Origin of the sequence: Actinomadura sp. WAC 06369, from assembly GCF_003947565.1 — a bacterium.
Lineage (GTDB): Bacteria > Actinomycetota > Actinomycetes > Streptosporangiales > Streptosporangiaceae > Spirillospora > Spirillospora rifamycini.
In genome coordinates this window covers 61,674-87,392 of sequence record NZ_QHJN01000007.1, presented here as the reverse complement: position 1 = coordinate 87,392, position 25,719 = coordinate 61,674, and the positions used below count along the sequence as shown (strand labels likewise).

Genomic DNA, 25,719 nt, shown 5'->3' with positions numbered 1-25,719 from the left:
GCGGTTCCGGGCGCGGGTCAGGAGGAAGCGCAGTCGGCGCAGGTACCGAAGACCTCGACGGTGTGCGTGATGTTCGTGAAGCCGTGCTCGGCGCCGATCGCGTCGGCCCAGCGCTCCACGGCGGGGCCCTCCACCTCGACCGTCCTGCCGCAGCCCCGGCAGACCAGGTGGTGGTGGTGCTCCTCGGTCCGGCAGGCGCGGTAGACGGCCTCGCCCTCGTCGGTGCGGAGCACGTCGACCTCGCCCGAGTCGCTGAGCGCCTGCAGCGCCCGGTAGACCGTCGTCAGGCCGATCTTGGAGCCGTCGGCGCGCAGGTCGGCGTAGATGTCCTGGGCGCTGCGGAATCCCTCGCAGCCGGCCAGCGCCTGCCGCACCGCGTCCCGGCGGGCCGTCGTCATCCTCTGAGCACCTCCGCCTCGGCTTCCCTGCCGGGACCGGCCGGGTCCGGGATCACCTCCCGGGCCTCGCCCGTCCGGGCACGTCCGCGTCGAACCACGGTCCCCCCGGCGACCGCGACCGCGAACACCGCCAGGGCGAGCAGCACGATCGAGGGACCCGGGGGCAGATCGTACTCGAAAGAGCCCGCCAGCCCCGTCACGGCCGACAGTACCCCGACGCCCATCGCCAGCAGCATCGTCCCCCGGAACCCGCGGGTGACCTGCTGCGCGGCCGCGACCGGAACGATCATCAGCGCGCTGACCAGCAGCAGGCCGATCGCGCGCATGGCGATCACGACGGTCGCCGCGGCCGTCACCGCGATGAGGATGCTGAGGAACCGGACGGGCAGGCCCGCGGCCCGCGCGACCTCCTCGTCCTGGCACAGCAGGAACAGCTCCCGGCCGAACACGGCGATGACGCCGAGCACGACGACGGCGAGCCCCGCGACCACGTACAGGTCGGACGCCGTCACGCTGGTGATCGAGCCGAACAGGTAGGACTGGAGGCTCGCGCCGCCGCCCTCCCGGTTCGTCAGGATCACGCCCCCCGCGAGGCCGCCGTAGAAGATCAACGCGAGGGCGACGTCGCCGCCGCTGCGGCTGCGCGCCCGCAGCACCTCGATCGCGATCGCGCCGAGCACCGACACGGCCAGCGCGGCGAGCACCGGGGAGGTGCCGGTCAGCAGGCCGAGCCCGATGCCGGTCAGCGCGATGTGGCCGACGCCGTCGCCGAGCAGCGACAGCCGCCGCTGCACCAGGAACGTGCCGACGGCGGGGGCGGTCAGCCCGATCAGCAGCGCCATCGCGAAAGCGACGCGCATGAAGTCGTACTGCAGCATCTCGATCACGCGGGCCTCCCCAGCGGCTCGGTGTCGCGGACGACGCGGCCGTGCGCCAGCTCGACCGTCCGGGTGACGAGCGGAGCCATCGGGCCCAGCTCGTGCGCGACCAGGACGACCGTGCGGCCGGCCCCGGTCAGCGTGCCGAGCGTCGCGGCGAGCGCCTCCTGGCTGCCCGCGTCGACGCCGGCGGTGGGCTCGTCCAGCACGAAGGCGTCCGGCTCCCCGGCGAGCGCGCGGGCGATCAGCACCCGCTGCTGCTGGCCGCCGGACAGCAGGTGCGCGGTGTCGCGGGCCCGGTCGGCGAGCCCGACCGCGGCGAGGGCGCCGTCCACGGCGGCGCGGTCGGCGACGGACGCGGGACGCCACCGGGACCGCCGGGCGACGCGGCCGGACGCCACGACCTCGCGGACGGTCGCGGGGACGCCGCCGCCCATCGGCAGCCGCTGCGGCACGTACCCGACGCGCTTCCAGTCGCGGAACCGCGCGGGCGCCTCCCCGTAGATCTCGGTGCGGCCCGCCGCGAGCGGGACCAGCCCGAGCAGCGCCTTCACCAGCGTCGACTTGCCCGCGCCGTTCGGGCCGAGGACCGCGACGACGTCGCCGGCGGCGACCCGCAGGTCCACGCCGGCCAGCACCTCGCGGCCGTCCCGCCGGACGTGCCCGCCGGTCATGGCGAACGGCGGTGCGAGCGGTGCCGCGTCGTCTCGTTTCATGAGCATCCCAGGGCGGGTCGCAAGGTCTCCAGGTTCCTGTTCATGATCGTCAGGTAGTCGTCCGACGATCCCTCCTCGACGCCCTCGACGGGGTCGAGCACGGCGGTCTTCACACCGGCCTCCCGGGCGAGCGTCTCGGCGACCTTCGGGCTGACGAGCGTCTCGGTGAAGACGGTCGTCGCGCCCGCCTCCTTGACGTGCTCGGTCAGCTCGGCCAGCCGGGCGGGGGAGGGCTCGCTGGACGGGTCGACGCCGGCGATCGAGATCTGCGTGAGCCCGTACCGGTGCGCCATGTAGCCGAACGCCGCGTGCGCGGTGACGATTCCCTTGCGCTCGCAGGAGGCGAGACCGTCCTTGAACTTCGCGTCGAGGTCGGTGAGCCGCTTCGCGACCTCCTGCGCGCGGCTCTCGTACTCCGCGGCGTTCTCCGCATCGACCTCGGCGAGCCGGTCGCCGAGCGCGGTGGCCACGGCGGCCATGCGGCTCGGGTCCAGCCAGATGTGCGGGTCGTACCCGGCGTCGCCGTGGTCGTGGCCGTGCTCGCCTTCGTGGCCGTGCTCGCCCTCGTGGCCGTGCTCGTGGGCGTGCTCCTCCTCCTCGGCGGGCGGGGGCAGCGTCTTCACCGCGCTCGCGGCGTCGAGCGCCGACTTCTCCGCGTGCTCGCGGACGGCGTCGTCCACGGCCGGCTGCATGCCCTTCACGTAGAGGGCGAGGTCGGCCCGCTGGACGCTCGCGACCTGCTTGGCGGTGAGCTCCAGGTCGTGGGGCTCGGCTCCCGGCGCGGTGAGGGTGCGCACGTGGACGTCGTCGCCGCCGACCCGGCCGGCCAGCCACGCCATCGGGTAGAAGGACGCGACGACTTCGGCGGTGCCCGCGGGGGCGTCGCCGTCCGCGTCGCCGCAGGCGGTGAGGCCGGCCGCCAGCCCGGTCAGGGCGAGCGCGGCCGCGGGGAGGTTTCGCAGGGTTTTGCGGGATCTGAGCACGTCATCAGTATGCTCAAACCTGAAAATGATTGTCAAAACCGACCTATGATGCGCGCCACGGCGAACCCGGCCAGAACGGTCACCGCGACCACCCGCAGCAGCCGGCCCGGCGCCTCCAGTGCGGGCCAGTTGAGGTAGGCGAACCAGGCCAGGAACAGCGCCAGCACGAACAGGCCCGCCGCCGCGGCCCAGCCCGTCCCGGCCATGCCGAGCACCAGCAGCGCGAACACCGCGGCCAGGAGCGTCCAGCGCGGCAGCCGGTGCAGGAGCACCACCGGCGCGGCGCTCCACCGCTCCACCGCCGCCCGCAGGCCCGTCGATCCCGTCGCGCGCTCGCCCGGCATCCCGCCTCCCCTCTCCGTCCGCCCAACGTACTGCCAGGATGGGCGGATGATCGCGATAACCCGGTACCGGGTGCCCGGCGAGGACGCCGACGGCTTCGCCGCCCGCATGAGCGCGGTGCTCACCGCCTTGTCCGCCAGCCCCGGCTTCCGCACCGGCCGGCTCGCCCGCACCGTGGACGACCCCGTCCTGTGGGCCCTCGTCACCGAATGGGACGGGGCAGGATTTTACCGGCGGGCCCTCGGTGCGCCCGCCGTCCGGATGGAATTCATCCCGCTGGCCGCGTACGCCGTGGACGAGCCGGGCGCCTACGAGATCGTGACCACCGCGTGATCGTGACCACCGCGTAGCCCCCCGACGCGTAGCCCCCCACCGCGCCGTCTCCGCCGGGTGAACGGCGGCCCGCGACACGCGGAGGCGCGTCCCAAAACCGGGCAACCGGCGGGCAAGATCCTTCCGGGCGCCGTTTCGGCACCGCGTCCAAGGTGATCTTTGCCGCGTCACGATCATGTCGCGGGCCGCCGGGCCCGGCGATCCTCGGGGGAGACGCGATGCGCCATGCCGTCCTGCTCAGCGCCCTGACCGGGGCCGCGGTCCTCGCGCCCGTCGGCGCGGTCCTGTGGGAGGCGCCCGCGCGGCCGGCGGCCGGGGCGCCCGCCGCGCCGGCCGCCGCGACCGCCGAAGCGGGCACCGGGGGCGCGGAGCGCGTCGTCCGCTACCGGGGGCTGCGCATCCGGGTGCCGGACGGGTGGGAGGTGCACCGGCTCGACCGCGACCCCGCCCGCTGCGTCCGCTTCGACCGGCGGGCCGTCTACCTCGGACGGCCGGGGGAGCGGCCCGACTGCCCCGCCCGCGTCGTGGGCCGCGCCTCGGCCGTCCACGTCGCGCCGCTCGGCGACGGCCGGTCGTCTCGGACGGCCGTGCGCGCCGACCGGCTCGCCTCGTACACCGTCGAGCCGTCCGTCGACCGCGAGACCCGGGTCGCGCTGCCCGAGGCGGGCGTGGCGATCACCGGCGTGTACGGGGACGATCCCGCGGCGCTCCAGCGCGTGCTGCGCGGCGTCCGGCTCAGCGCGTCGTGGCCGGGGGAGGACGCCCCGGCGACCGGGCGCCGCGCCGACCCCGAGCCGCCCACGCCGCGGGCGTCCGGCAGCGGCGGCTCCGCGGCCGCGCCGCAGGCTTCCGGCGCGGCGCCGCGGCGGCCCTGGGCGCGCGGGCGCGGGTTCGACACCTGCACCGCCCCGTCCCTCGACACGATGGCGCGCTGGCGGGACGCCTTCGAGGTCACCAACATCTACATCGGCGGCGCGGCGCGCGGCTGCGCCCAGCCGAACCTCACCGAGGCGTGGGTGCGGGAGGTCCGCGGCATGGGCTACCGGATCACCCCGACCTACGTGGGGCTCCAGGCGCCCTGCGGGCCCCGCCCGCAGCGCTTCACCAAGCGCAACGCCGCGGAGCAGGGCCGCGAGAACGCCGTGGACGCCGCCCGCAAGGCGCGCGACCTCGGGATCCCGCCGGGCGAGCCGGTCTACCTGGACATGGAGGCGTACGACACCTCCAAGAAGGGGTGCCGCAAGGCCGTGCTCGACTTCGTCGACGCCTGGGTGGGCGAGCTGGAGAAGCAGGGCTACCGGCCCTGCATGTACAGCAGCGCGGCGTCCGGCGTCCGCGACGTGGCCCGCGCGTCCGGGATCAGGAAGCCCGACGGCATCTGGTTCGCCAACTGGGACGGCCGCGCCGACGTGTACGGCGACCGGTACTTCCCGGACGACCTGTGGTCGCCGCACCGCCGCATCAAGCAGTACCGCGGCCCCCACAAGGAGCGGCACGGCGGCGTCACGCTCAACATCGACAGCAACATCGTCGACGGCTACGCCTACTGACGTCCGAAAAGCGGTCGCGGATGTGCGGAGGCGTGTGCGAGCCTCACGGCAGGGGACCCGCTCCGGTGCCCTAAGCTGGGGAATGCTCGGAGGCGCCGGGGAGGACCGCGCCTCGGACGCAATCACCGGGGATCACACTCGCCGCCGTCCGCCGTTCCCGCGGACCGGGGGCGCACTCACTGTCCCGCCGACCGCCAGCCGGATGGAGAAGGATTCATGGCACGCCGTTCCGACGTGATGGAGACGATCGTCAATCTCGCCAAGCGGCGGGGTCTGGTCTACCCGTCGAGTGAGATCTACGGCGGGCTTCGCGCCTCCTGGGACTACGGCCCCCTCGGCGTCGAACTGAAGAACAACGTCAAGCGCCAGTGGTGGAAGTCCATGGTGCAGGGCCGCGACGACATCGTCGGCCTCGACTCGTCGGTGATCCTGGCCCGCGAGGTCTGGGAGGCCAGCGGCCACGTGCAGGCGTTCGTGGACCCGCTGACCGAGTGCCAGTCGTGCCACAAGCGCTTCCGGGCCGACCACCTGGAGGAGGCGTACGAGGAGAAGCACGGCCGCCCGCCCGCGAACGGCCTGCACGACCTCGCCTGCCCGAACTGCGGCGTGAAGGGCTCCTTCACCGAGCCGCGGATGTTCAACGGCCTGCTCAAGACCTACCTCGGCCCCGTCGAGGACGAATCCGGCCTGGCCTACCTGCGGCCGGAGACCGCGCAGGGCATCTTCATCAACTACAAGAACGTGGAGCAGTCCGCGCGGCGCAAGGTGCCGTTCGGCATCGGCCAGATCGGCAAGTCGTTCCGCAACGAGATCACGCCCGGCAACTTCATCTTCCGGACCCGCGAGTTCGAGCAGATGGAGATGGAGTTCTTCGTCAAGCCCGGCACCGACGAGGAGTGGCACCAGTACTGGATCGACGAGCGGTTCCAGTGGTACGTCGACCTCGGCATCCGCAAGGAGAACCTGCGGCTCTACGAGCACCCCGCCGAGAAGCTGTCCCACTACTCCAAGCGGACCGTGGACGTCGAGTACCGGTTCAACTTCGTCGGCGGCGAGTGGGGCGAGCTCGAGGGCGTCGCGAACCGCACCGACTACGACCTGTCGACGCACTCCAAGGCGTCCGGCGCCGACCTGTCGTTCTTCGACCAGGAGTCCGGCGAGCGGTACACCCCGTACGTCATCGAGCCCGCGGCCGGCGTCGACCGCTGCACGCTGACGTTCATGATGGACGCCTACGCCGAGGACGAGGCCCCGAACGCCAAGGGCAAGATGGAGAAGCGCACGGTGATGCGCCTCGACCGCCGGCTCGCCCCGGTGAAGGTCGCGGTGCTGCCGCTGTCGCGCAACGCCGACCTGTCGCCGAAGGCCCGCGACCTCGCGGCGCGGCTGCGCCGGCACTGGAACGTCGACTTCGACGACGCGGGCGCCATCGGCCGCCGCTACCGCCGGCAGGACGAGATCGGCACCCCGTTCTGCGTCACGGTCGACTTCGACACGCTCGAGGACGACGCGGTGACCGTGCGGGAGCGCGACACGATGAGCCAGGAGCGCATCGCGATCTCGCAGGTCGAGTCGTTCCTCGCGGCGCAGCTCGTCGGCTGCTGACCGCGGGGCGTCCGCGCGGCGTCCGGACACGATGAGGACGGGCCGCCCCCGGGAAGGGGGCGGCCCGCCGTCATGGGAGTCGGGGTTCGGTGGGAGCGGTTCGGCCGGCGACGTGCGCCGGCCGGGCGGCGTGCGTCAGCCGGTGACGTACAGCGACTGGTCGTAGGTGCCGGAGCCGGGCGTCGACTCGCCGAGCAGCTCGTAGGTGGCGGTGACGGTGGCCTTGGACGGGCAGAGGAAGCTGCCGCCCTGCTTGGAGACGGTCGCGCCCGCGACGCCCACCTGGGCCTGCCCGTTGCCCGTGTCGGGACGGTTCGGGTTGTCGCCGTTGAAGCCGTCGGCGGTCAGGGTGCCGCCGAAGACGCAGGTGATGCCGCCGAACAGGTCGACGACGGCCTGCACCCGGAAGTTGGCGATCGTGACGCTCGCGTCGCGGCCGCGGGTGCCGTTCGGGTCGTGGGCGACGGCGCCGCCCGTCCACGGCAGGTTCTGCGCGGTGATGGTGGACGACGTGGTCCCGGAGCACGGGCCGCCGTTCGCGCCGCTGAAGCTCGCCGACGCGATGGCGAGGTCGGTGCCGTCGGAGTCCACCGACCCGGTCATCGTCGACTCGTCGCAGGAGCCGCTGCCGATCGAGGTGGAGACCGTCGCGACGCCGAGCAGGGACGCCTGGACGTTGCCCGCGTAGGGGGCGGCGCCCGCCGAACCCGCGCGGATCGTGGTGGTCGCCGCGGAGGCGGGGGCGACGCCCGCGGCGAGGACGGCCACCGCGGCCGTCCCGATGACTGCAGCTTGCCTGATTCGTGCCACCGGATGCTCCTTTGTCCGGTTGGGGTGGGCATCGTGAAAGTAATTCGCTTTCAGATCCCCGGCAATACCGACCGGTAAGTACAGTGCCGACCGGATCCGGACACGCGGCCGTCCCCGCAGGTCGGGCGGACCTGGCCGGAATGGGAAGGCCGATGTGGCGGCGGACGCCCTTGACAGGAAAGTTCGTCGGTTGGTCAAACCCTCGGCGAACCCGGAGCGTCCGGCCGCCGGTGTGGGCTAGGTTTGCCAGAGCATCGCGGCGAGCCGAGGACCAACGACGGGAGGGACCATGCAGCGCCCTCCCAGCACGCCCGGCCGGGCGGGCCTGCGGGCGCGGGCCTCGCGGTACGCCGGGCGGCGCGCCGCCCCCGCGGGACTCCTCGCCCGGATGCTCGTCGTCGCGCTCGGCCTGCTCGGCCTCGTCGGCGGGCAGGGCCCGCACACCGCCGCGTCCGGCGGGTCCGGCGCGTCCGCCTCCGTCTCCGGGACCGGGCTGCGCACCGGCGCGGTCCAGGGCGTCCCGTCGCGCGGACGGCCCGCGCCCGCGGGCCTCGCCGACCGCGGCAACGCCCGGCACGCGGAGGCCGCCGCGGCGGCGCTGGCCCGGCAGACCGACGCGCTCGCCGCCCCCGACTGGCAGGCCGAGGCCGCGCCGCCGCCTCCGGACATCGACGTCCCGCCGCCGCACGCGCCGGCCGTCCGTCCGGCGGCCGCCCCCGACCGCCCGGCGGCGGTGCCCCGCGCCGCCCCGCGCGGGCGCGCCCCGCCCGTTTCCGCACGGATCTGACGACCGTTCGCGGCGCCGCGCCCCCGCGGCACCGACAACCCCGTGTGGAGAGGTTTCCCCTTTGACTCGCGCCACCCTGGTGCGGGCGGTACTGGCGTTCGCCGTGCTCGCCGCATCGCTGTACTTCGCGCTGAAAGAACCCGCCCGGCTCGGCCTCGACCTGCGCGGCGGCACGCAGATCGTCCTCGAGGCGCAGGACACCCCGCAGGTCGAGGCGAACCGGGAGTCGACCGACCGGGCGCGCGAGGTCCTGCAGCGCCGGATCGACGCCCTCGGCGTCGCCGAGTCGTCGCTCACCCGGTCCGGTGAGCGGCGGCTGATCGTCGAACTGCCCGACGTGCAGGACCCGTCCCGCGCCGCCGAGGTGATCGGCCGCACCGCCCAGCTCACCGTGCACCCCGTCCTGCCGCCCACCGCCGAGGAGCCGAAGCAGGGGCAGCAGCGGATCAACGACGAGAGCGGCCAGCCGATCCTCATCGGCCCGGCCAAGCTCACCGGCGACCAGATCGGCGGTGCCGAGGCCGTCTACGACCCGCAGAACCTCAGCGGGTGGGCCGTCACCATCGACTTCCGCGGCAACGGCGACGACATCTGGCAGCAGATGACCGCCGAGGCCGCCTGCAAGGCCGGCGACGAGCGGCGCGCCGCGATCGTCCTGGACGGACGGGTGATCTCCTCGCCCGGGGTCGTGCAGAGCGTCCCCTGCGGCGTCGGCATCAGCGGCGGCTCCACCCAGATCACCGGCGACTTCACCCCCGACGAGGCCAAGGACCTCGCCGCGCTGATCCAGGGCGGCTCGCTGCCCGTGCCCGTCAAGATCATCGAGCAGCGGGTGGTCGGCCCGACGCTGGGCGACGAGGCCATCGACGCCAGCGCCCGCGCGGCGGTCATCGGCATCGCGCTGACCGCCCTGTTCATCACGGCCGTCTACCGCCTCGCCGGCTTCCTGTCGATCATCGCGCTGTGCACGTACGCGCTGATCTCCTACGCCGCGCTCGTCGCCATCGGCGCGACCCTCACCCTGCCCGGCCTCGCCGGGTTCGTCCTCGCCATCGGCATGGCGATCGACGCGAACGTGCTGGCCTTCGAACGGGCCAGAGAGGAACGCGGCTTCGCCCCCGGGCGGCATCCGCGCCTGGCGCTGGACACCGGCTTCAACAAGGCGTGGTCGGCGATCGCCGACTCGCAGGTCACGACCCTGCTCGCCGCCGCCCTGCTGTTCTTCCTCGCGTCCGGCCCGGTCAAGGGCTTCGGCGTCACCCTCACCATCGGCGTCATCGCCTCGCTGATCTCGGCGATGCTGATCAGCCGGGTGCTGCTCGACGCCGCCGCGACGTGGATGCCGCGCGTGATGAAGTCCCGGGCCGGCGGCCTCAGCGGTCCCGGCCGCATCCGCCGGTGGCTGGAGAACAGCGGGCCCGACCTGATGAAGCGGCGCCGGCTGTGGCTCACGATCTCCGGGCTCGCGGTCGTCCTCGCCGTCACCGGCATCGCCACCCGCGGCCTGAACTTCGGCGTCGAGTTCACCGGCGGCCGCATCGTCGAGTACTCCACGGCCCGGACGGTCGACATCGACGTCGCCCGCTCCGCCGTCTCCGACGCCGGGTTCCCCCGCGCGATCGTCCAGACGTCCGGCGAGAAGGACATCTCCGTCCGCACCAGCGACCTGTCCAACCAGGAGGTCGAGAACATCCGCAAGGCGCTCGCGGAGGAGGGCGGCGAGGCCACCAAGCAGCGCGACGAGCTGATCGGGCCGAGCCTCGGCAGCGAGCTGCGGCAGAAGGCGCTGATCGCGCTCGGCGTCGCGCTGCTCGCCCAGCTCGCCTACCTGACCATCCGGTTCCGCTGGACGTTCGGGGCGGGCGCCGTCCTCGCGATGTTCCACGACGTGCTGATCGTCGTCGGCGTCTTCGCGTGGCTCGGCAAACCCATCGACGGCGTCTTCCTCGCGGCCCTGCTCACCGTCATCGGCTACTCGGTCAACGACTCGGTCGTCGTGTTCGACCGGGTGCGCGAGCTGTGGGGCGCCAACCCGAAGAAGCCGTTCGCGGAGATCGCGAACATGGGCGTCCTGCAGACGATCCCGCGGACGATCAACACCGGCATGGGCGCCCTGTTCATCCTCGCGGCCCTCGCCGTCCTCGGCGGCGACTCGCTCACCGACTTCGCGATCGCGCTGCTGATCGGCATCGTCGTCGGCACGTACTCCAGCGTGTTCACCGGGACGCCGCTCGCGATCGTGTTCGAGCGGTACGCCAAGTCGCCGCCGCCGCACGAGAAGAAGAAGTCCCGCCCGTCCCGTCCCCGCTCGGCGGACGACTCGGGCGCCGTCGTCTGACCGGCCCCGTGCGACCGGCCGCGCCGCCGGCGCCCACCAGGGCGCCGGCGGCGCGGACCGTCCGGCCTCACTTCGACACGATCGACTCCTTCAGATCGGCGCGGTCGAGCCTGCCGACAAAGCACAGGACGGGCGCGTTCCGTATCCCCTGCTCGGGCTTGCCGACGTACCGGGTGATCTCCAGTTCGACGGCGGGTGCGCCGGGGAGCTTCCGCTGCGCCTTCGCGACGCACTCGCGGTCGGCCTCCTCGTCGATCTCCTGCTGCGGGCGCGGGTACCACGTCGCGCCCTCGAAGGCCGGGACGCCGAAGTTCGCGAAGAGCTGGTAGCGGTGCGGCCGCGTGCACGGGACCGGCCGGGCGATCTCGACGGGCCACGTCTCGTAGTCGACGTCGTCGAGGTCCTCGATGCACTTGCCGACCTTCAGCGTCGCGTAGGTCGTCAGGTCCGGATCGAGAGTCTCGGCCAGCCGGGTGTCGAGCACGTCCGATCCGGTGTAGTGCATGGCGCAGGTGATCGTGGGCTCCGCGCCCGGAGCGCCTGAGCCGACGTGCACGTACGGCTTGAGATCCGGGAGGAAGCGGCTCTTTTCCAGGAACGCCGCCCGTTCGACGCACAGCGGGGCGGCCAGGTCGACCTGTGTCGAGTCTTCCCGCCGTACCCCTTCTGCTCGCGGCGCCGCGCTGAGCGGGGCGACCGCGATCACCTCGCCCTGGTGGGGCCCGTCGCAGGGCGCGGTCTTCACCGACGCCAGCCGGGTCGCGTTCGGTGCGACCCCCGTGTAGCAGTCGCCTTCGCCGAGCGTTGAGAGTGGAACCATGCCGTTCGCGGACGTCCCGCCGGACCGGCCGTCCCCGGTGGAGGGCGACGGCGCGACGAGGACGACGAAGGCCGTCCACGCCGCGACCCAGGCGAGGGCCGCGCCCAGCCCGCCGATGGCGAGCCCCCGGCCCCGGACGTCCCGCGCCGGGACCGGACGAGCGCGGCGACGCCGAACGCGACCGCGAGCGGGACGATCCCGAGGAGTCCGGTGACGAGGGCGGTGATCGCGAGCGGGCTCGCGCGGGGCGGCGGGGGCGCGTCGTCCGGGGCGGCGTCCGGGGGCCGTGCAGGGGATTCTTCGACGCTGTCAGCGTTCGGTGGCGTGGTCACGGAGCAGGAATCTAACGATCGCCGATAACGAACCGTGCATCGGCCATGTATGACGCCGAAATGTGATCAAACAGGGACGAATCACTTCGTCACGATCGACTTCGTCAACGGCCGCTCGCCGGAGAGGCTGACGAAGCAGAGGGCTTCCCGGCTCGCGTGCCACGTCTCCGGCGTCGGCGTGATGAACGTGAACTCGTACTCGACGCCCTCCTGCTCGTCGATCCCCTTCCAGAACCGGTCGTCGCAGCCCTTCTCGGCCTTCTTGTCGATGTACTCCTGGTCGGGGGCGCCGGCCGGGTCACCGCGGTACGGGACCTCGAAGGCCGCGTACACCTGGTACTGGTGGGGCCGCGTGCAGGGCAGCGACCTCATGTACGTGTACATCCGCATGCCGGACACATCCTTGAGGCACTCGCCGACCTGCAGATGTTCGAACTTCTTCAGGGAGTCGTCCAGGGTGTCTCCCAGCTTGGTCGTGATCGGCTCGTCGCCGATGTAGTGCATCGCGCAGATGACGGCTTCGTCGCCGTCCATGGTCCGCGGCGCGTGGATGTACGGCTCGAGTTCGTCGTAGTGGCGGCTCGTCTCGAGGTGGGCGGTCCGGTCCGGGCAGACCTCGGACCCGTCCAGCAGCGGTGTGGCGGCCGGCACCCGCGCGATCACCTCGCCCCGGTGCGGTTCGGTGCAGGGCACCGCTTCGACGAGCGCGATCTGGACGTCGTCCGGCCCGAAGCCCGTGTAGCAGTCGCCCTCGCGGAGCGCCGAGACGTGGACCTTGCCGCCCTCCGTGATCCGCCCGGCCGCGTCCCGGTCGACGGAGAACTCGGCCACGACCGCGGCCGCCGCGACGGCCGCCGCGGTCACCGTCCACACGAGCGAGGCGGCCAGCCCGCCGAACGCGAGGCCCTTCCCCTTGCGCGTCCGGCGCCGCAGGACGACCAGCGCCGCGAGGCCGAACGCGATCGCGAGCGGCACGAGGCCGAGCAGCCCGGTGACGAGCGAGACGATCGCCAGCCGGCTCGTCCGCCGCGGCCCGTCCGGCGCCGTCGACGCCTCAGGCCCGGGCGGCGGTACCGGCCCGGGCGGCGGCCCCGGCGGCACGGCCCCGGCCGGAGGAGGCGGCTGCGCGGGTCCGGGCGGCGGCCCCGTCGGCACCGACGCGGGCGGCGGGACGGGGGCGGCCGGTGGGGCGCTCCCGGCGTCCGGCGGCGCCCAGACGATCGGGGGCGAGGAATCCGGGGACTCGGCGGTTTCCCGGCTCTCGAGGCCGTTCTCGTGGGGAGGTTCGCCGGAGGCCGCGCCGGAGGTGGGTGGCGTGCTCACGGTTCAGCACGTTAACGATCTTGAATCACGAACCGTGCACCGTCGGCGCTCCGCGCCGCGGATGACCGGTACCGGACACCTCAGCCGGGCATGATCGAGCCCCGCATGCCCTCGCCGTCGGCGCGCACGGTGCACAGCACGGTCAGGATCCCGCGCTCGCGGTCCGCCGGAAGCGGCGGCAGGGCCTCGATCTCCAGGCCGGGCTTGGGCGGCACTTTCCGGAAGAGTTTCCTGGCTTCGGCGGCGCAACGCGCGAGCGCGTCCCGGTAGACGAGTTCGCTGGGGAGCTCCGGAAGGGTCCCCGGAGCGTAGGTGCCGCCCACGGAGATCTCGTAGGTCGCGAACACCTCGTTCCAGTGCGGCTCGCTGCACGGGACGGCGGACGTCACGATCGGCCTCTCGACCGTCCGGCTCTTGATGCACGTCCCGGGAGTGAGCTGGTAGTACGCCTTGAGCGAGTTGTCCACCGTCGCGGCGAGGGGCGTCCGGAGTCCTGTGCCCTTGTAGTGCTGGGCGCAGACGATCCATCGTTCGCCCGCCTTGCCCCGGCCGGTTTCCAGGACGCCGAAAAGGGGCGCGAGCTGCTTCTGCGCACGGCTTTTCTGCAAGTACATGTACTTGTCCGTGCACACGATGTTGGGCGTGCTGGGGGCCGCGTCGTCGGGGAGGGGGACGCGCGCGATGATCTCGCCGGTGTGGGGCGCCGTGCAGGGAACCGCCGTGACGGTTCCCAGGCTCTCGATCGGCGTCGGGAAGTCGTAGCCCCTGAAGCAGTCGCCGTCCCGCAGCTCCGCGAACGGGACCTCGGCGTTCGTCGTCACCGCGCCCGCCGCGTCGCGGTCGAGGGCCGGGTCGGACGACGCCAGGACCGCCGCCAGGGCCGCGGCCGCCGTCCAGGCGAGGGACGCCGCCAGGGCGCCGGCGGCCAGGGCCCGGCCCTTCCGTGTCCCCCGCCGGAGCCGGACGAGCGCCGCGACGGCGAACGGGACCGCGAGGGGGACCAGGCCGATCAGCCCGGTGATCAGCGCGACGACGGCGGTCCGGTCCGTTTCCCGGGCGGCCCGGTTCTCCGCAGGCGTCGGGGTCGCCGCTGCGGCGGCCCCGGCGGCCTCCGTGGCTTCGGTGGAGGCGGGAGGGAGGGCGTCCGGCGGGGTCCAGGAGCCGGCCGGGGCGGGGTCCGCCTCGCCGGCGTCGGGTGGCGTGGTCACGGGGCGGCAATGTAATGATCTTCCATCACGAACCGTGCGGCTTTCGGCGCTCGATGCCGAAACGTGACCGCCCTGGAGGGGGCGTCCGTCAGCGGGGGGCGAGGCTGCCGCGCAGCGGGTCGCCCGGGGAGGCGAGCAGGCACACGACCTTCCGGATCCCGCCCTCCCAGTCGTACGGGCCGGGCGGTACCGCGACGAGCTGCAGGCCGGCGGCCGGCGGCCGGGGCCAGGTGTCGGCCGCGATGGACTCGCACCGGTTCAGCGCCTGCGCCTCCAGGATCTCCTCGCCCGGATGCGGCGGGTACGTGAGCGGGGCGTGCTCCGCGTCGGGTTCGACCTCGTAGGTGGCGAAGACCTGGGCGGCGTGCGGTTTCGCGCAGGACACCGGCGCCACGAGGGGGAGCTTCTCCAAGGCCAGGTTCCTGACGCAGCGCCAGCGGGCCAGTTCGTCGAAGGTCCGCCGCCCGGGTTTCACCGTGTCGGCCAGCCGCCCCCGGTAGGCGCCGTCCGGGTGGTGCACGGCGCAGGCGGCCTCCCGGTCGCCCGTCTTCCAGTTCACGACGTTCGGCACCTCGAAGTAGGGCAGGAGGGACGGGTACGCGGTGCTCTTGCGCAGCCGGACGAGTTCGCGCCCGCACGCGACGCGGGTCGCCAGCTCGGCGCGCTCGCCGCCCGGCCACGGGCCGTCGGGCAGCGCCGCGCGCATGAGGACCTCGCCGGTGTGGGGTTCGGTGCACGGCACCGCCTCGACCAGGCGCAGCCGTTCGGGAAGGTCGTCGCCGGTGAAGCAGTCGCCTTTCCGCAGCACCGAGAACAGCGTGGTGCCGGGTTTCGAGATGGCGCCCGACCGGTCGCGCTCCACCGCGAACAGGGCCTCCAGGGCGACGGGCCCCAGCAGGTACACGATGGCGGACCAGGCGAGGGAGGCGGCGATGCCCGCGATGGCGAAGCTTCTGCCCCGCCGGTTCCCGCGCCGCAGGAGCAGTGCCGCGATGCCGAACCCGAGCGCGACCGGCACGAGGCCGAAGAGGCCGGTGACCAGAGCGATGACGGCGAACCGGGCCGTCCGCCGCTTGGCGGCCGGCGGGGGGGTCCCGGCGGCGCCGAGCCCGGCGGCGCCGAGCCCGGCGACGGGCAGGGGCGGCCCCTGGGACGGGGCGGCGTACGTCCCGGCGGGCGGCGGCGGTGACGCGTCCGTCTCGGGGAGGCCGGCGAAGGGCGGCGCTTCCGTTCCGGGCGCGTCCGCGAAGGGGAGGGCGCCCGAGAACGAGGCCGGGGCGGGGCTCGGGGCGTCCGGGAACGGGACGGCGCCCGTCGGCCGCCGCGTGGATCCGCTGGGGCTGTCGTCGGCGCCGGGGGCGTCCGGAGGCGTGGTCACACCGCGAACTTAATGATCTTGGACGGCGGACCGCGTTCGTTTTCGGAGGCGGCGGCGAATATGACCATTATCGGCCGTTGTGCTGAAACGTGCCGTGGCCGGGGCGGGGGCCCGGCCACGGCGGCGCGGTCAGGCGAGCGGCGGCTGGTCCTCGTCGTTCTCCGCCCGGATCACCTGCATGACCGCGTTGATCAGCGCCAGGTGCGTGAACGCCTGCGGGAAGTTGCCGAGGTGGCGGCCCGTGTGCGGGTCGATCTCCTCGGCGTACAGCTGCAGCGGGCTCGCGTACGACAGCAGCTTCTCGCACAGCGCCCGGGCACGGTCCAGCTCGCCGATCAGGACGAGCGTCGACACCAGCCAGAACGAGCAGATCGTGAACGTGCCCTCGTCGGACTCGAACCCGTCGTCGGTCTCGGACGCGCGGTAGCGCAGGACGAGATCGTCCTCGGAGAGCTCGTCGGCGATCGCCAGGACGGTCTCGCGGACCCGCTTGTCGTCGGCGGGCAGGAACCCGAGCAGCGGGATGAGCAGCGCGGACGCGTCCAGGGCCGTCGCGCCGTAGTGGGCGGTGAAGACCCCGCGGTCGTCGAGGGCGTTGGCGAGCACGTCGGCGTGGATCTCGTCGGCCGCGGCCTGCCAGCGGCGGGCGCGCTCGGCGTCGCCGCGGATGCGGGCCAGCCGGGCGCCGCGCTCGGCCGCCACCCAGCAGAACACCTTGGACGAGGTGAAGTGCTGGGGTTCGCCGCGCACCTCCCACATCCCGCAGTCGGGGGTGCGCCAGTTGGCGAGCGCGTCCTCCACCTGCTTCACGATGATCTTCCACAGCCGGTCGTCGAGCCGGTCGCGCTTGCGCACGAACAGGTACACCGACCCGATGATCGCGCCCCAGACGTCGTGCTGGGCCTGCATGTACGCCTCGTTGCCGATCCGGACGGGACGGGCGTTGTCGTAGCCCGACAGGTGGTCGAGCGTCGACTCGGGCAGCTCCTCCCGGCCGTCCAGCCCGTACATGATCTGCAGCTTGCCCTCGGCCGCCTCGGCGACGTCGGTGATGAAGTAGAAGAAGTCGTTGGCCTCCCAGTCGTAGCCGAGGGTGTAGAACGCCCACAGCGCCATGGTGGAGTCGCGGATCCAGGTGTAGCGGTAGTCCCAGTTCCGGTCGCCGCCGGGCGCCTCGGGCAGCGAGGTCGTCGCCGCCGCCGCGACCGCGCCGGACGGCGCGAACGTCAGGCCCTTGAGGGTGAGGGCGCTGCGCTGCAGGTGGGCCCGCCACGGGTGGTCGGGGAACCGGCCCCGGTCCAGCCAGTGCTGCCAGTGGTGGACCGTCCAGACGAGCCGTTCCTGCGCCTCCTTGTAGGTGGCGGGGGCGGCGTGCTCGCTCCAGGACAGGGCGACGAACCGGGCCTCGCCCTGCTTGAGCAGGGTGCGGGCGGTCGCCAGGGACCCCTCGAAACCGACGTTCATGTCGGTCGTGAGCCGCAGCCCGACGCCGTTCCCCCGCGCGACGGCCTCGTGGTAGCCGGCGCCGGTGTGCTCCCAGCGGGCGGGCGTCTGCCCGTAGTCGAACACCGGCATGCAGTCGAGCCGGACCTGCACCTGGCCGTTCACGCAGCGCACCATGCGGAGCAGGACGTGGTCGGCGTCGTAGTCCGTGGGGGCGCGGCGGTGCGTGTGGGACCGTTCCGTCTCGTGGTGCCAGGGCCCCATCAGCAGGGCGTCCGTCACCACCAGCCAGCCCCCGTGCACCCACCAGGTCGTCTCCATGACCATGGTGCCGGGGATGTAGCGCTGCGCCGCCGGGACCTCCACCCCGGCCGGGCCGACGCGGAAGTAGCCGGCGTCGCGGTCGAGGATGGACCCGAACACGCTCGGCGAGTCCATCTTGGGCAGGCACATCCACTCGATGTTCCCGCTGGGGGCGACCAGCGCGGTCGTCTCGCAGTCGGACAGGAACCCGTAATCGGCGATGGGGGCGAACGGATCTCCCGCCCGGCCGCCGGCGACCTTCGGCCTCACAGCCTCACCTCCTTGATCCTCCATCATTCCCTCTCGCGTCCGGTGGCTACGCCATCGACGGGCGCGAATGTCGCCCCGGGCGTGCTCCGCCCGGGGAATCTGTGACGCATGTCCGGAGTGTCCTAGTGGAATAGACCACTATCCAGCATCTGACCTGCGAGAACGCCCCTCCGGTGACCGGGCGCCGAACAAACCATCACAGCGCGGGTACAGTCCCGGCAAACAGGGCAGCGGACACGCGACTGCCTGGGGGAACGCGATGACGCGCGCCTCCGGGGGAGCGGGACCGGCACTGTCCCTGGCAGAAACCGGAGCGAGAAGGAGCTCCCCGTGGCGAAGTTCGTGTACGACTTCACTGAGGGCAACAAGGACCTCAAAGATCTGCTGGGCGGCAAGGGCGCCAACCTGGCCGAGATGACCAACCTCGGACTGCCCGTGCCTCCCGGGTTCACGATCACCACGGAGGCGTGCCGGCACTACCTCGAGCACGGGGGCCTCCCCGACGGGCTCCAGGACGAGGTGGACCGGCACCTGGCCGAGCTCGAGCGCGCGATGGGCAAGCGCCTCGGGCAGAGCGACGACCCGCTGCTGGTCAGCGTCCGGTCCGGCGCGAAGTTCAGCATGCCGGGCATGATGGAGACCGTCCTGAACGTCGGCCTCAACGACGAGTCCGTGCTGGGCCTCGCCGCCCAGGCGGGCGACGAGCGGTTCGCGTGGGACTCCTACCGGCGCCTCATCCAGATGTTCGGCGGCACGGTCCTCGGCATCGACGGCGAGCTGTTCGAGGACGCCGTGGACGCCGCGAAGAAGGCGCGCGGGACGGCCGACGACGTCGACCTCACCGCCGAGGACTTCAAGGGCCTCGTCGAGAAGTTCAAGGCCATCGTCCGCGAGCAGGCCGGGCGCGACTTCCCGACCGACCCCCGCGAGCAGATGGACCTCGCCGTCCGCGCCGTGTTCGACTCCTGGAACGCCCCCCGCGCGATCCTGTACCGCCGCCAGGAGCGCATCCCCGTCGACCTCGGCACCGCCGTGAACATCTGCTCGATGGTGTTCGGCAACCTCGGCATGGACTCCGGGACGGGCGTCGCGTTCACCCGCGACCCCGCGTCCGGGCAGCAGGGCATTTACGGCGACTACCTGCAGAACGCGCAGGGCGAGGACGTCGTCGCCGGCATCCGCAACACGGTCCCGCTGACCGAGCTGGAGCGCCTCGACAAGGCGTCCTACGACCGGCTCCTCCAGATCATGGAGAAGCTGGAGAACCACTACCTCGACATGTGCGACATCGAGTTCACGATCGAGCGCGGGAAGCTGTGGATGCTGCAGACCCGGGTCGGCAAGCGGACCGCCGCCGCGGCGTTCCGCATCGCCTGCCAGCTGCTCGACCAGGGGCTCATCGACGCCGACGAGGCCGCCCGCCGCGTCAAGGGCGACCAGCTCGCGCAGCTGATGTTCCCCCGCTTCACCTCCACCACCGACGGCATCGCCAAGCTGACGCGCGGCATGAACGCCTCGCCGGGCGCCGCCGTCGGCAAGGTCGTGTTCACCTCCGAGCGGGCCGTCGAGCTGGCCGAGCGCGGCGAGGACGTCATCCTCGTCCGCCGCGAGACCAACCCCGACGACCTCGCCGGGATGATGGCCGCCCAGGGCGTCCTGACGTCCCGCGGCGGCAAGACCTCGCACGCCGCGGTCGTCGCGCGCGGCATGGGCAAGACGTGCGTGTGCGGCGCCGAGGAACTCGACGTCGACGTCAAGGCGGGCCGGTTCACCGCCCCGGACGGGACGACCGTCGCCGAGGGCGACGTGATCTCGATCGACGGGTCGTCCGGCGACGTCTACCTCGGCGAGGTCCCGGTCGAGGACTCCCCGGTCGTCCGGTACTTCGAGGGCGGGCTCGCGGCCGCCGACGGCGACGACCTCGTCAAGGCCGTCGACCGCCTGATGCGGCACGCCGACGAGCGCGCCGCGCTCGCCGTCCGCGCGAACGCCGACAACCCCGAGGACTCGGCGCGCGCCCGCCGGTTCGGGGCGCGCGGCATCGGCCTGTGCCGCACCGAGCACATGTTCCTCGGCGACCGGCGGCGGCTCGTCGAGACGCTGATCCTGGCCGAGGACGACGCGGAGCGGCAGGCCGCCCTGGACGCCCTGGAGCCGCTGCAGCGCAGCGACTTCGAGGGCATCTTCGAAGCCATGGACGGGCTGCCGGTCACGATCCGGCTGATCGACCCGCCGCTGCACGAATTCCTCCCCGACCTCACCGAGCTGTCGGTGAAGGTCGCGCTCGCCGGCGACGGCGCGGACCCACGGGACCGCAGGCTCCTGGAGGCGGTCAACCGACTGCACGAGCAGAACCCTATGTTGGGATTGCGGGGCGTGCGGCTGGGTTTGGTGATTCCCGGCCTGTTCTCCATGCAGGTGCGCGCGATCGCCGAGGCCGCGGCGGCGCGGCGGGCCGCGGGCGGCGACCCGCGCCCCGAAATCATGATCCCGCTCGTCGGCGCGGTCCAGGAACTGGAGGCCGTCCGCGACGAGGCCCGCGAGGTCCTCGCGGACGTGGCCCGGGAGACCGGCGTGGACGTCCCCGCGCTGATCGGCACCATGATCGAGCTGCCGCGGGCGGCGCTGACCGCCGGGCAGATCGCCGAGGCCGCCGAGTTCTTCTCCTTCGGCACGAACGACCTCACCCAGACGACGTGGGGCTTCTCCCGCGACGACGTCGAGGCCGCGTTCTTCTCCCGCTACCTCGAACTCGGCATCTTCGGCGCGTCGCCGTTCGAGACGCTCGACCGCGACGGCGTCGGGCGGCTCGTCCGGATCGCCGCCGAGGAGGGGCGCCGCGCCCGCCCGGGCCTCAAGCTCGGGATCTGCGGGGAGCACGGCGGCGACCCCGACTCGGTCCACTTCTGCCACGAGACCGGCCTCGACTACGTGTCGTGCTCGCCGTTCCGGGTACCCGTGGCGCGGCTCGAGGCGGGCCGCGCCGCGATCATGGCGGCGGACGCGGCCGGCGGCCGCTGAGCGCGCCCTCCGCGCGGCGGCCGGGCGCGCCGGCCGCCGCGCGGAGGGCGGGGGACGGACGTGTGGTGCGGGCGACACGTCCGATCCGGGAACTTCGCACATCCGCCGGGCCATCTAACTAGCGTGGCCGACACGATGACGTTGGAACTGGAGCACCCGGAATCCGCAGGGGGGAGCCGGGGCGGACGGCACGGTCGGCGAGGCGGACCGTCCCGGGCGGTGATCCCGGTCGGTCTCGTCCTCGGCCTGCTGATCGTCGCCCTGCTCACCCCCCTCACCATCGCCGCGCGCATCTGGTACGAGGCGCGCCAGGACGAGCGTCCGCGCTCGGACGCGATCATCGTCCTCGGCGCCGCGCAGTACAACGGGAAACCGTCGCCGACGCTGCAGTGGCGCCTGCAGCACGCGCTGAACCTGTACCGGGACGGGGTCGCGCCCGCGATCGTCACCGTCGGCGGGAAGCAGCCCGGCGACACCTACACCGAGGCGGGATCGGGCCGCCGCTGGCTGGTCGAGAAGGGCGGGGTGCCCGCCGGGGACGTCGTGGCGGTGCCCACCGGCCGCGACACCCTGGAGAGCTTCGCGGCCGTCGGGCGGCTGTACGGCGAGCGCGGCTGGTCGTCCGGCGTGGTCGTCTCCGACCCGTGGCACTCGTTCCGGTCCGAGCGGCTGGCCGCCGACCACGGCATCGAGGCCGCGGCGTCCCCGACGCGCAGCGGCCCGAGCGTCCAGACCCGCGAGACGCAGGCGTACTACATCGTCCGGGAGACGGGCGCCTACCTGTCGTACGCGTTCCTCGGCGGCGACGGCGAGCCCGCCCCGCCCTCCGGCGGCGACCGGCCCGCCGGGGGCGGGGGCGACGGCGCGGCCGGGGACGGCGGCACCGGGACGTCCGCGCGGTGACGCGGAGCCGTCGCCCGCGGTCCGCCGCGGCGTCACGGCCGCCGCTTACCCTGGACGGGAGATGACCACCTACACCGAGCACGACCGGCGCCGCTGGGCGCCCGAGCCGTCCAAGCGGCGCGACCGCACCGCCTTCGAGCGCGACCGGGCGCGCGTCCTGCACAGCGCCGCGCTGCGCCGCCTGGCCGCCAAGACGCAGGTCGCGTCGCCGGGGTCGGACGCCGGCGACGACACCGTGCAGAGCCTGCGCACCCGCCTCACCCACTCGCTGGAGTGCGCCCAGGTGGGCCGCGAACTCGGCAAGGCGCTGGGCTGCGACCCCGACCTGGTGGAGACGGCCTGCCTGTCGCACGACATCGGGCACCCGCCGTTCGGGCACAACGGGGAGGCCGCCCTAGACGTCGTCGCGCGCGACTGCGGCGGGTTCGAAGGCAACGCGCAGAGCCTGCGCGTCCTGACCAGGCTGGAGCCGAAGTCGTTCGCCCCCGACGGCCCGCCCCTGCACGGCCGCAGCGTGGGCCTCAACCTGACGCGGGCCGCGCTGGACGGCGTGATGAAATACCCTTGGAGCAGAGCTTCCTCCCGAACCCATGCTCCCCACGCACGTGGGGATGGTCCTTTCGGCGTGTACGAGGACGACCTGGACGTAGCCGACTGGGTTCGGGAGGGTGCTCCCTCGGGGCGGCCCTGCTTCGAGGCCCAGGTCATGGACTGGAGCGACGACGTCGCCTACTCCGTCCACGACCTGGAGGACGCCCTGGTCGCCGGGCACATCGACTTCGCGCGGCTCGCCGACCCCGCCGAGCGACGCCTCGTCGCCGCGACCGCCCGCAAGCTGTACTGCGCCGACGCCGACATGGCCGAGCTCGAGGAGCGCTTCGCGATGCTGCTCGCCGAGCCGTACTGGCCGTCCCGCTACGACGGGACGCCGCGCAGCCTCGCCGCCCTGAAGAACCTCACGAGCACGCTGATCGGCCGGTTCTGCCTGGCCGCGGAGGACGCGACGCGCGCCGCGCACGGCGACCGCCCGCTGACCCGCTACGCCGCGGACCTGATCGTCCCGCGCGCGGCCCGGCTGGAGAACGCGCTGCTCAAGGGCATCACCGCGCACTACGTGTGGATCAGCCACGAGGAGGTCCGGGCCCGGCAGCGCACGCTGATCACCGAGCTGGCCGAGCTGATGCTCGCGGGCGCCCCGGGCACTCTCGAGCCGGGCTTCCGCGCCGCGTTCGAGGAGGCGGACGACGACGCCGGCCGGCTCCGCGCGGTCGTCGACCAGATCGCCTCGCTCACCGACATCTCCGCGATCGCCCGCCACCGGCTGCTCACCGGCTGACCTCGGGACGGACGTCCCGGCGGACGTCCCGTCCGACTCGCCTTCCTCTGGACCCTTGTCTCATCACGGATGTCACTGTGAGGATGACTCAAGGTGACCATAGGAGGCATCATGCCCGAGGGGACGTTCGTCATCGTGGGCGCCGGCCTGGCCGGCGCCAAGGCCGCCGAGACGCTCCGGGAGGAGGGCTTCGCGGGCCGGATCCTGCTGATCGGCGAGGAGATCGAGCGCCCGTACGAGCGGCCGCCGCTGTCGAAGGGGTTCCTGCTGGGCGCGGAGCCGCGGGAGAAGGCCCACGTGCACGATCCCGAGTGGTACGGCGAGCACGGCGTCGAGCTGCGGCTCGGGGTGGCGGTGGACGCGCTCGACGCCGCGGCGCACGTCGTCCGGCTGGCGACGGGCGAGCGGATCGGCTACGACCGGGCGCTGCTCGCGACCGGCGCGACCCCGCGGCGCCTCGACGTCCCGGGCGCGCGGCTCCAGGGCATCCACTACCTGCGGACGATGGCGGACGCGGCGGCGCTGAAGCAGGCGCTCGTGCACGGCGGCCGCCGGGTGGTGGTGGCCGGGGCGGGCTGGATCGGGCTGGAGACGGCCGCGGCGGCGCGCGCGCACGGCAACGACGTGACGGTCATCGAGCCTGAGCCGGTCCCGCTGCATCAGGCCGTCGGGCCCGAGATCGGCGGGATGTTCGCCGACCTGCACCGCGACAACGGCGTCGACCTGCGGCTGGAGCAGGGCGTCGCGGGGTTCTGGGGCGCCGGGCAGGTGTCGGCGGCGGTCACGTCCGGCGGCGCGGAGGTGCCCGCGGACGTCGTGGTCGTCGGGATCGGGGTGCAGCCGAACACCCGGCTGGCGGAGGCCGCGGGGCTGGAGGTGTCGGACGGCGTCCTCGTGGACCCGTCGCTGCGCACGTCCGACCCGGACGTGTTCGCGGCGGGCGACGTCGCGAACGCCTACAACCCGCTGCTGGGGCGCCGCGTCCGCGTCGAGCACTGGGCGAACGCGCTGAACGGCGGCCCGGCCGCGGCGCGCGCGATGCTGGACCGCGAGGTCGTCTACGACCGGATCCCGTACTTCTTCAGCGACCAGTTCGACCTCGGCATGGAGATGTCGGGGGTCGCCGCGCCGGGCGAGTACGACGAGGTGGTGTACCGGGGCGACCGCGCGTCCGGCGAGTTCGTCGCGTTCTGGCTGGCCGGCGGGCGGGTCGTCGCGGGCATGAACGTGAACGTGTGGGACGTCACGGCGGACGTCCAGGCGCTCATCCGGTCGGGACGGCCGGTGGACGCGGCGCGGCTCGCCGATCCGGGCGTCCCGCTGGCCGACCTGCGCTGACGGAAACGTGCCGGAACGGTCTCTGTCGGCCGTGCGGTAAGGGACGTACAGTCGGCCGGGTGATTACCGAGAAGATCGCGCCGCCGTCGCCGCGGGCGCGCCTCGCGGTCACGACCGCCTTCGCCGTGCACGGGCTGTTCACCGCCGCGTGGGTGGCCCGCATCCCGCAGATCAAGGACGATCTCGGGCTGAGCGAGGGGACGATGGGCCTCGCGCTGCTCGGCGCCCCGGTCGGGCTGGTGCTGGCGGTCCGGTCGGCGGGCGCGCTCATCGGGCGGTGGGGGAGCCGGTCGGTGACGCTCGCCACGGGCGTCGCCTGCGCGGTGTCGCTGATCCCGCTGGGCCTGGCGGGGAACCTCGGCGCGCTGGTCTGCTCGCTGGCGCTGATGGGCGCGTCGCTGGGGCTGATGGACGTGGCGATGAACGCGCAGGGCGTCGCGGTGGAGCGGTCGTACGGGCGCCCGCTGATGTCGGGGCTGCACGCCTGGTACAGCATCGGGACGCTGCTGGCCGCGCTGATCGGCTCGGCCGCCGCGCACGCGGCCGTCCCGGTCCCGCTGCACTTCGCGGCGGTCGCGGGCGTGCTGGTGCTCGTGCTGCTGCTCGGCTGCCGCGACCTCCTCGACCGGTCGGCGGACGCGACGCCCGCACCGGAGCCGGTCGCCCCGGGCGCGCCCGGCCCGGACGGGACGGCCCGGACGGCGCGGTGGTCGCTGGCGCTGCTCGGGGTCATCGGGCTGTGCTCGTTCGTCGGCGAGGGCGCCGTCGCCGACTGGAGCGCGATCTACCTGCGGGACGACCTCGGGACCGGGCCGGGCACGGCCGGGCTCGGCTACGCGGGCTGCGCGATCGCGATGACGCTCGGCCGCTTCACCGGCGACCGGGTCGTCGCGCGCTTCGGGCCGGTCCGGGTGCTGCGCGCCGGGTCCCTCGTCGCCGCCGCGGGCCTCGGGCTCGGGCTGGCGGTGCAGCACCCGGCCGCCGCCGTCGCCGGGTTCACGCTGTTCGGCCTCGGCGTCGCGGCGGTGGCGCCGGTGACGTTCAGCGCGGCCGGGAACCTGCCGGGGGTCCCCGCCGCGACCGGCATCTCCCGCGTCACCGCCGTCGGCTACCTGGGGGTGCTCGGCGGGCCCCCGGTCATCGGGTTCGTCGCGCAGGGCACCGGGCTCGGCTGGGCGCTCGCGGTCCCCGTCGCGCTCGTCGGGCTGATCGTCCTGCTCGCCCCGGCGACCGCGACGGCGGGCCGCTGACCACGTGTTTCTCGAGGGTCCTCCCAAGGTATGAGGATCCCTCGGGTAAGGTCT

General features: G+C 73.5%; 21 protein-coding genes. 10 read left to right on the top strand and 11 right to left on the bottom strand.

Translation table 11 applies throughout. The annotated features are described in order from the left end of the window. Positions 1-17: 17 nt before the first annotated feature. The 5 genes from DMH08_RS03425 to DMH08_RS03405 are packed head-to-tail and all read right to left on the bottom strand — an operon-like array spanning position 18 to position 3,319. A complete protein-coding gene (locus DMH08_RS03425) occupies positions 18-398 on the bottom strand; it encodes a Fur family transcriptional regulator (protein WP_026405583.1) in 381 nt (126 codons plus the stop codon). Further along, positions 395-1,285, bottom strand: coding sequence for a metal ABC transporter permease (locus DMH08_RS03420; protein ID WP_026405584.1), 891 nt, complete (start codon positions 1,283-1,285; stop codon positions 395-397). The genes DMH08_RS03425 and DMH08_RS03420 overlap by 4 nt, the downstream gene beginning before the upstream one ends. Next, positions 1,282-1,992: a metal ABC transporter ATP-binding protein gene (locus tag DMH08_RS03415; protein ID WP_442778623.1), complete on the bottom strand. Its 711-nt coding sequence runs from the start codon at positions 1,990-1,992 to the stop codon at positions 1,282-1,284. Before DMH08_RS03415 ends, DMH08_RS03420 begins: the two co-directional genes overlap by 4 nt. Next, a complete protein-coding gene (locus tag DMH08_RS03410; RefSeq protein WP_125611650.1) occupies positions 1,989-2,975 on the bottom strand; it encodes a metal ABC transporter substrate-binding protein in 987 nt (328 codons plus the stop codon). The genes DMH08_RS03415 and DMH08_RS03410 overlap by 4 nt, the downstream gene beginning before the upstream one ends. A gap of 32 nt (positions 2,976-3,007) precedes the next feature. Further along, a complete protein-coding gene (locus DMH08_RS03405) occupies positions 3,008-3,319 on the bottom strand; it encodes a DUF6703 family protein (protein WP_125611649.1) in 312 nt (103 codons plus the stop codon). A 46-nt stretch (positions 3,320-3,365) separates the two neighbouring features. Here DMH08_RS03405 and DMH08_RS03400 point away from each other — a divergent pair, with 46 nt between their 5' ends. From DMH08_RS03400 to DMH08_RS03390, 3 genes are all read left to right on the top strand, one after another. Further along, entirely contained in the window at positions 3,366-3,650 is a 285-nt protein-coding gene (locus DMH08_RS03400) for an antibiotic biosynthesis monooxygenase family protein (protein WP_026405586.1), read from the top strand. Positions 3,651-3,868: 218 nt separating this feature from the next. Then, on the top strand, positions 3,869-5,200 hold the full coding sequence (locus DMH08_RS03395) for a DUF1906 domain-containing protein (protein ID WP_125611647.1): 1,332 nt from the start codon (positions 3,869-3,871) through the stop codon (positions 5,198-5,200). Positions 5,201-5,437: 237 nt separating this feature from the next. Next, the gene (locus DMH08_RS03390; protein WP_026405587.1) at positions 5,438-6,805 is read left to right on the top strand and encodes a glycine--tRNA ligase; all 1,368 of its coding nucleotides are present in this window, start codon (positions 5,438-5,440) and stop codon (positions 6,803-6,805) included. 135 nt (positions 6,806-6,940) lie between these two features. On the opposite strand, the gene DMH08_RS03385 is transcribed toward DMH08_RS03390, so the two are convergent. Further along, positions 6,941-7,615 carry a hypothetical protein gene (locus DMH08_RS03385; protein ID WP_125611645.1) on the bottom strand — a complete coding sequence of 225 codons (675 nt, stop codon included), beginning with the start codon at positions 7,613-7,615 and terminating at the stop codon, positions 6,941-6,943. Between the two features lie 289 nt (positions 7,616-7,904). On the opposite strand from DMH08_RS03385, the gene DMH08_RS03380 reads away from it, so the two are divergent. Both DMH08_RS03380 and secD read left to right on the top strand, forming a co-directional pair. Beyond that, on the top strand, positions 7,905-8,402 hold the full coding sequence (locus DMH08_RS03380; RefSeq protein WP_125611642.1) for a hypothetical protein: 498 nt from the start codon (positions 7,905-7,907) through the stop codon (positions 8,400-8,402). Positions 8,403-8,463: 61 nt separating this feature from the next. After that, positions 8,464-10,740 (top strand): protein translocase subunit SecD, encoded by a 2,277-nt coding sequence (gene secD, locus DMH08_RS03375; protein ID WP_026405590.1) that lies wholly within the window; start codon positions 8,464-8,466, stop codon positions 10,738-10,740. Positions 10,741-10,807: 67 nt separating this feature from the next. On the opposite strand, the gene DMH08_RS03370 is transcribed toward secD, so the two are convergent. From DMH08_RS03370 to DMH08_RS03345, 5 genes are all read right to left on the bottom strand, one after another. Further along, positions 10,808-11,560: a septum formation family protein gene (locus tag DMH08_RS03370; protein ID WP_125611640.1), complete on the bottom strand. Its 753-nt coding sequence runs from the start codon at positions 11,558-11,560 to the stop codon at positions 10,808-10,810. A gap of 413 nt (positions 11,561-11,973) precedes the next feature. Next, entirely contained in the window at positions 11,974-13,215 is a 1,242-nt protein-coding gene (locus DMH08_RS03365) for a DUF4190 domain-containing protein (protein WP_158642243.1), read from the bottom strand. Positions 13,216-13,295: 80 nt separating this feature from the next. Continuing rightward, positions 13,296-14,423 (bottom strand): hypothetical protein, encoded by a 1,128-nt coding sequence (locus DMH08_RS03355; protein WP_125611634.1) that lies wholly within the window; start codon positions 14,421-14,423, stop codon positions 13,296-13,298. Positions 14,424-14,511: 88 nt separating this feature from the next. Further along, complete coding sequence (locus tag DMH08_RS03350) at positions 14,512-15,801, bottom strand: septum formation family protein (RefSeq protein ID WP_125611632.1); 1,290 nt, start codon at positions 15,799-15,801, stop codon at positions 14,512-14,514. Positions 15,802-15,930: 129 nt separating this feature from the next. Continuing rightward, a complete protein-coding gene (locus tag DMH08_RS03345) occupies positions 15,931-17,817 on the bottom strand; it encodes a glycoside hydrolase family 15 protein (RefSeq protein WP_026405595.1) in 1,887 nt (628 codons plus the stop codon). Positions 17,818-18,147: 330 nt separating this feature from the next. On the opposite strand from DMH08_RS03345, the gene ppdK reads away from it, so the two are divergent. The 5 genes from ppdK to DMH08_RS03320 all read left to right on the top strand — a co-directional run bounded on the left by ppdK (position 18,148) and on the right by DMH08_RS03320 (position 25,665). Then, a complete protein-coding gene (gene ppdK / locus DMH08_RS03340; protein ID WP_125611630.1) occupies positions 18,148-20,838 on the top strand; it encodes a pyruvate, phosphate dikinase in 2,691 nt (896 codons plus the stop codon). Between the two features lie 219 nt (positions 20,839-21,057). Beyond that, on the top strand, positions 21,058-21,741 hold the full coding sequence (locus DMH08_RS03335; protein ID WP_233617372.1) for a YdcF family protein: 684 nt from the start codon (positions 21,058-21,060) through the stop codon (positions 21,739-21,741). Between the two features lie 61 nt (positions 21,742-21,802). Continuing rightward, a complete protein-coding gene (locus DMH08_RS03330; RefSeq protein ID WP_125611626.1) occupies positions 21,803-23,077 on the top strand; it encodes a deoxyguanosinetriphosphate triphosphohydrolase in 1,275 nt (424 codons plus the stop codon). Positions 23,078-23,188: 111 nt separating this feature from the next. Next, entirely contained in the window at positions 23,189-24,415 is a 1,227-nt protein-coding gene (locus tag DMH08_RS03325) for an NAD(P)/FAD-dependent oxidoreductase (RefSeq protein ID WP_125611624.1), read from the top strand. Between the two features lie 59 nt (positions 24,416-24,474). Then, positions 24,475-25,665, top strand: a complete 1,191-nt coding sequence (locus DMH08_RS03320) for an MFS transporter (RefSeq protein ID WP_026405599.1) — start codon at positions 24,475-24,477, stop codon at positions 25,663-25,665. Positions 25,666-25,719: the final 54 nt, after the last annotated feature.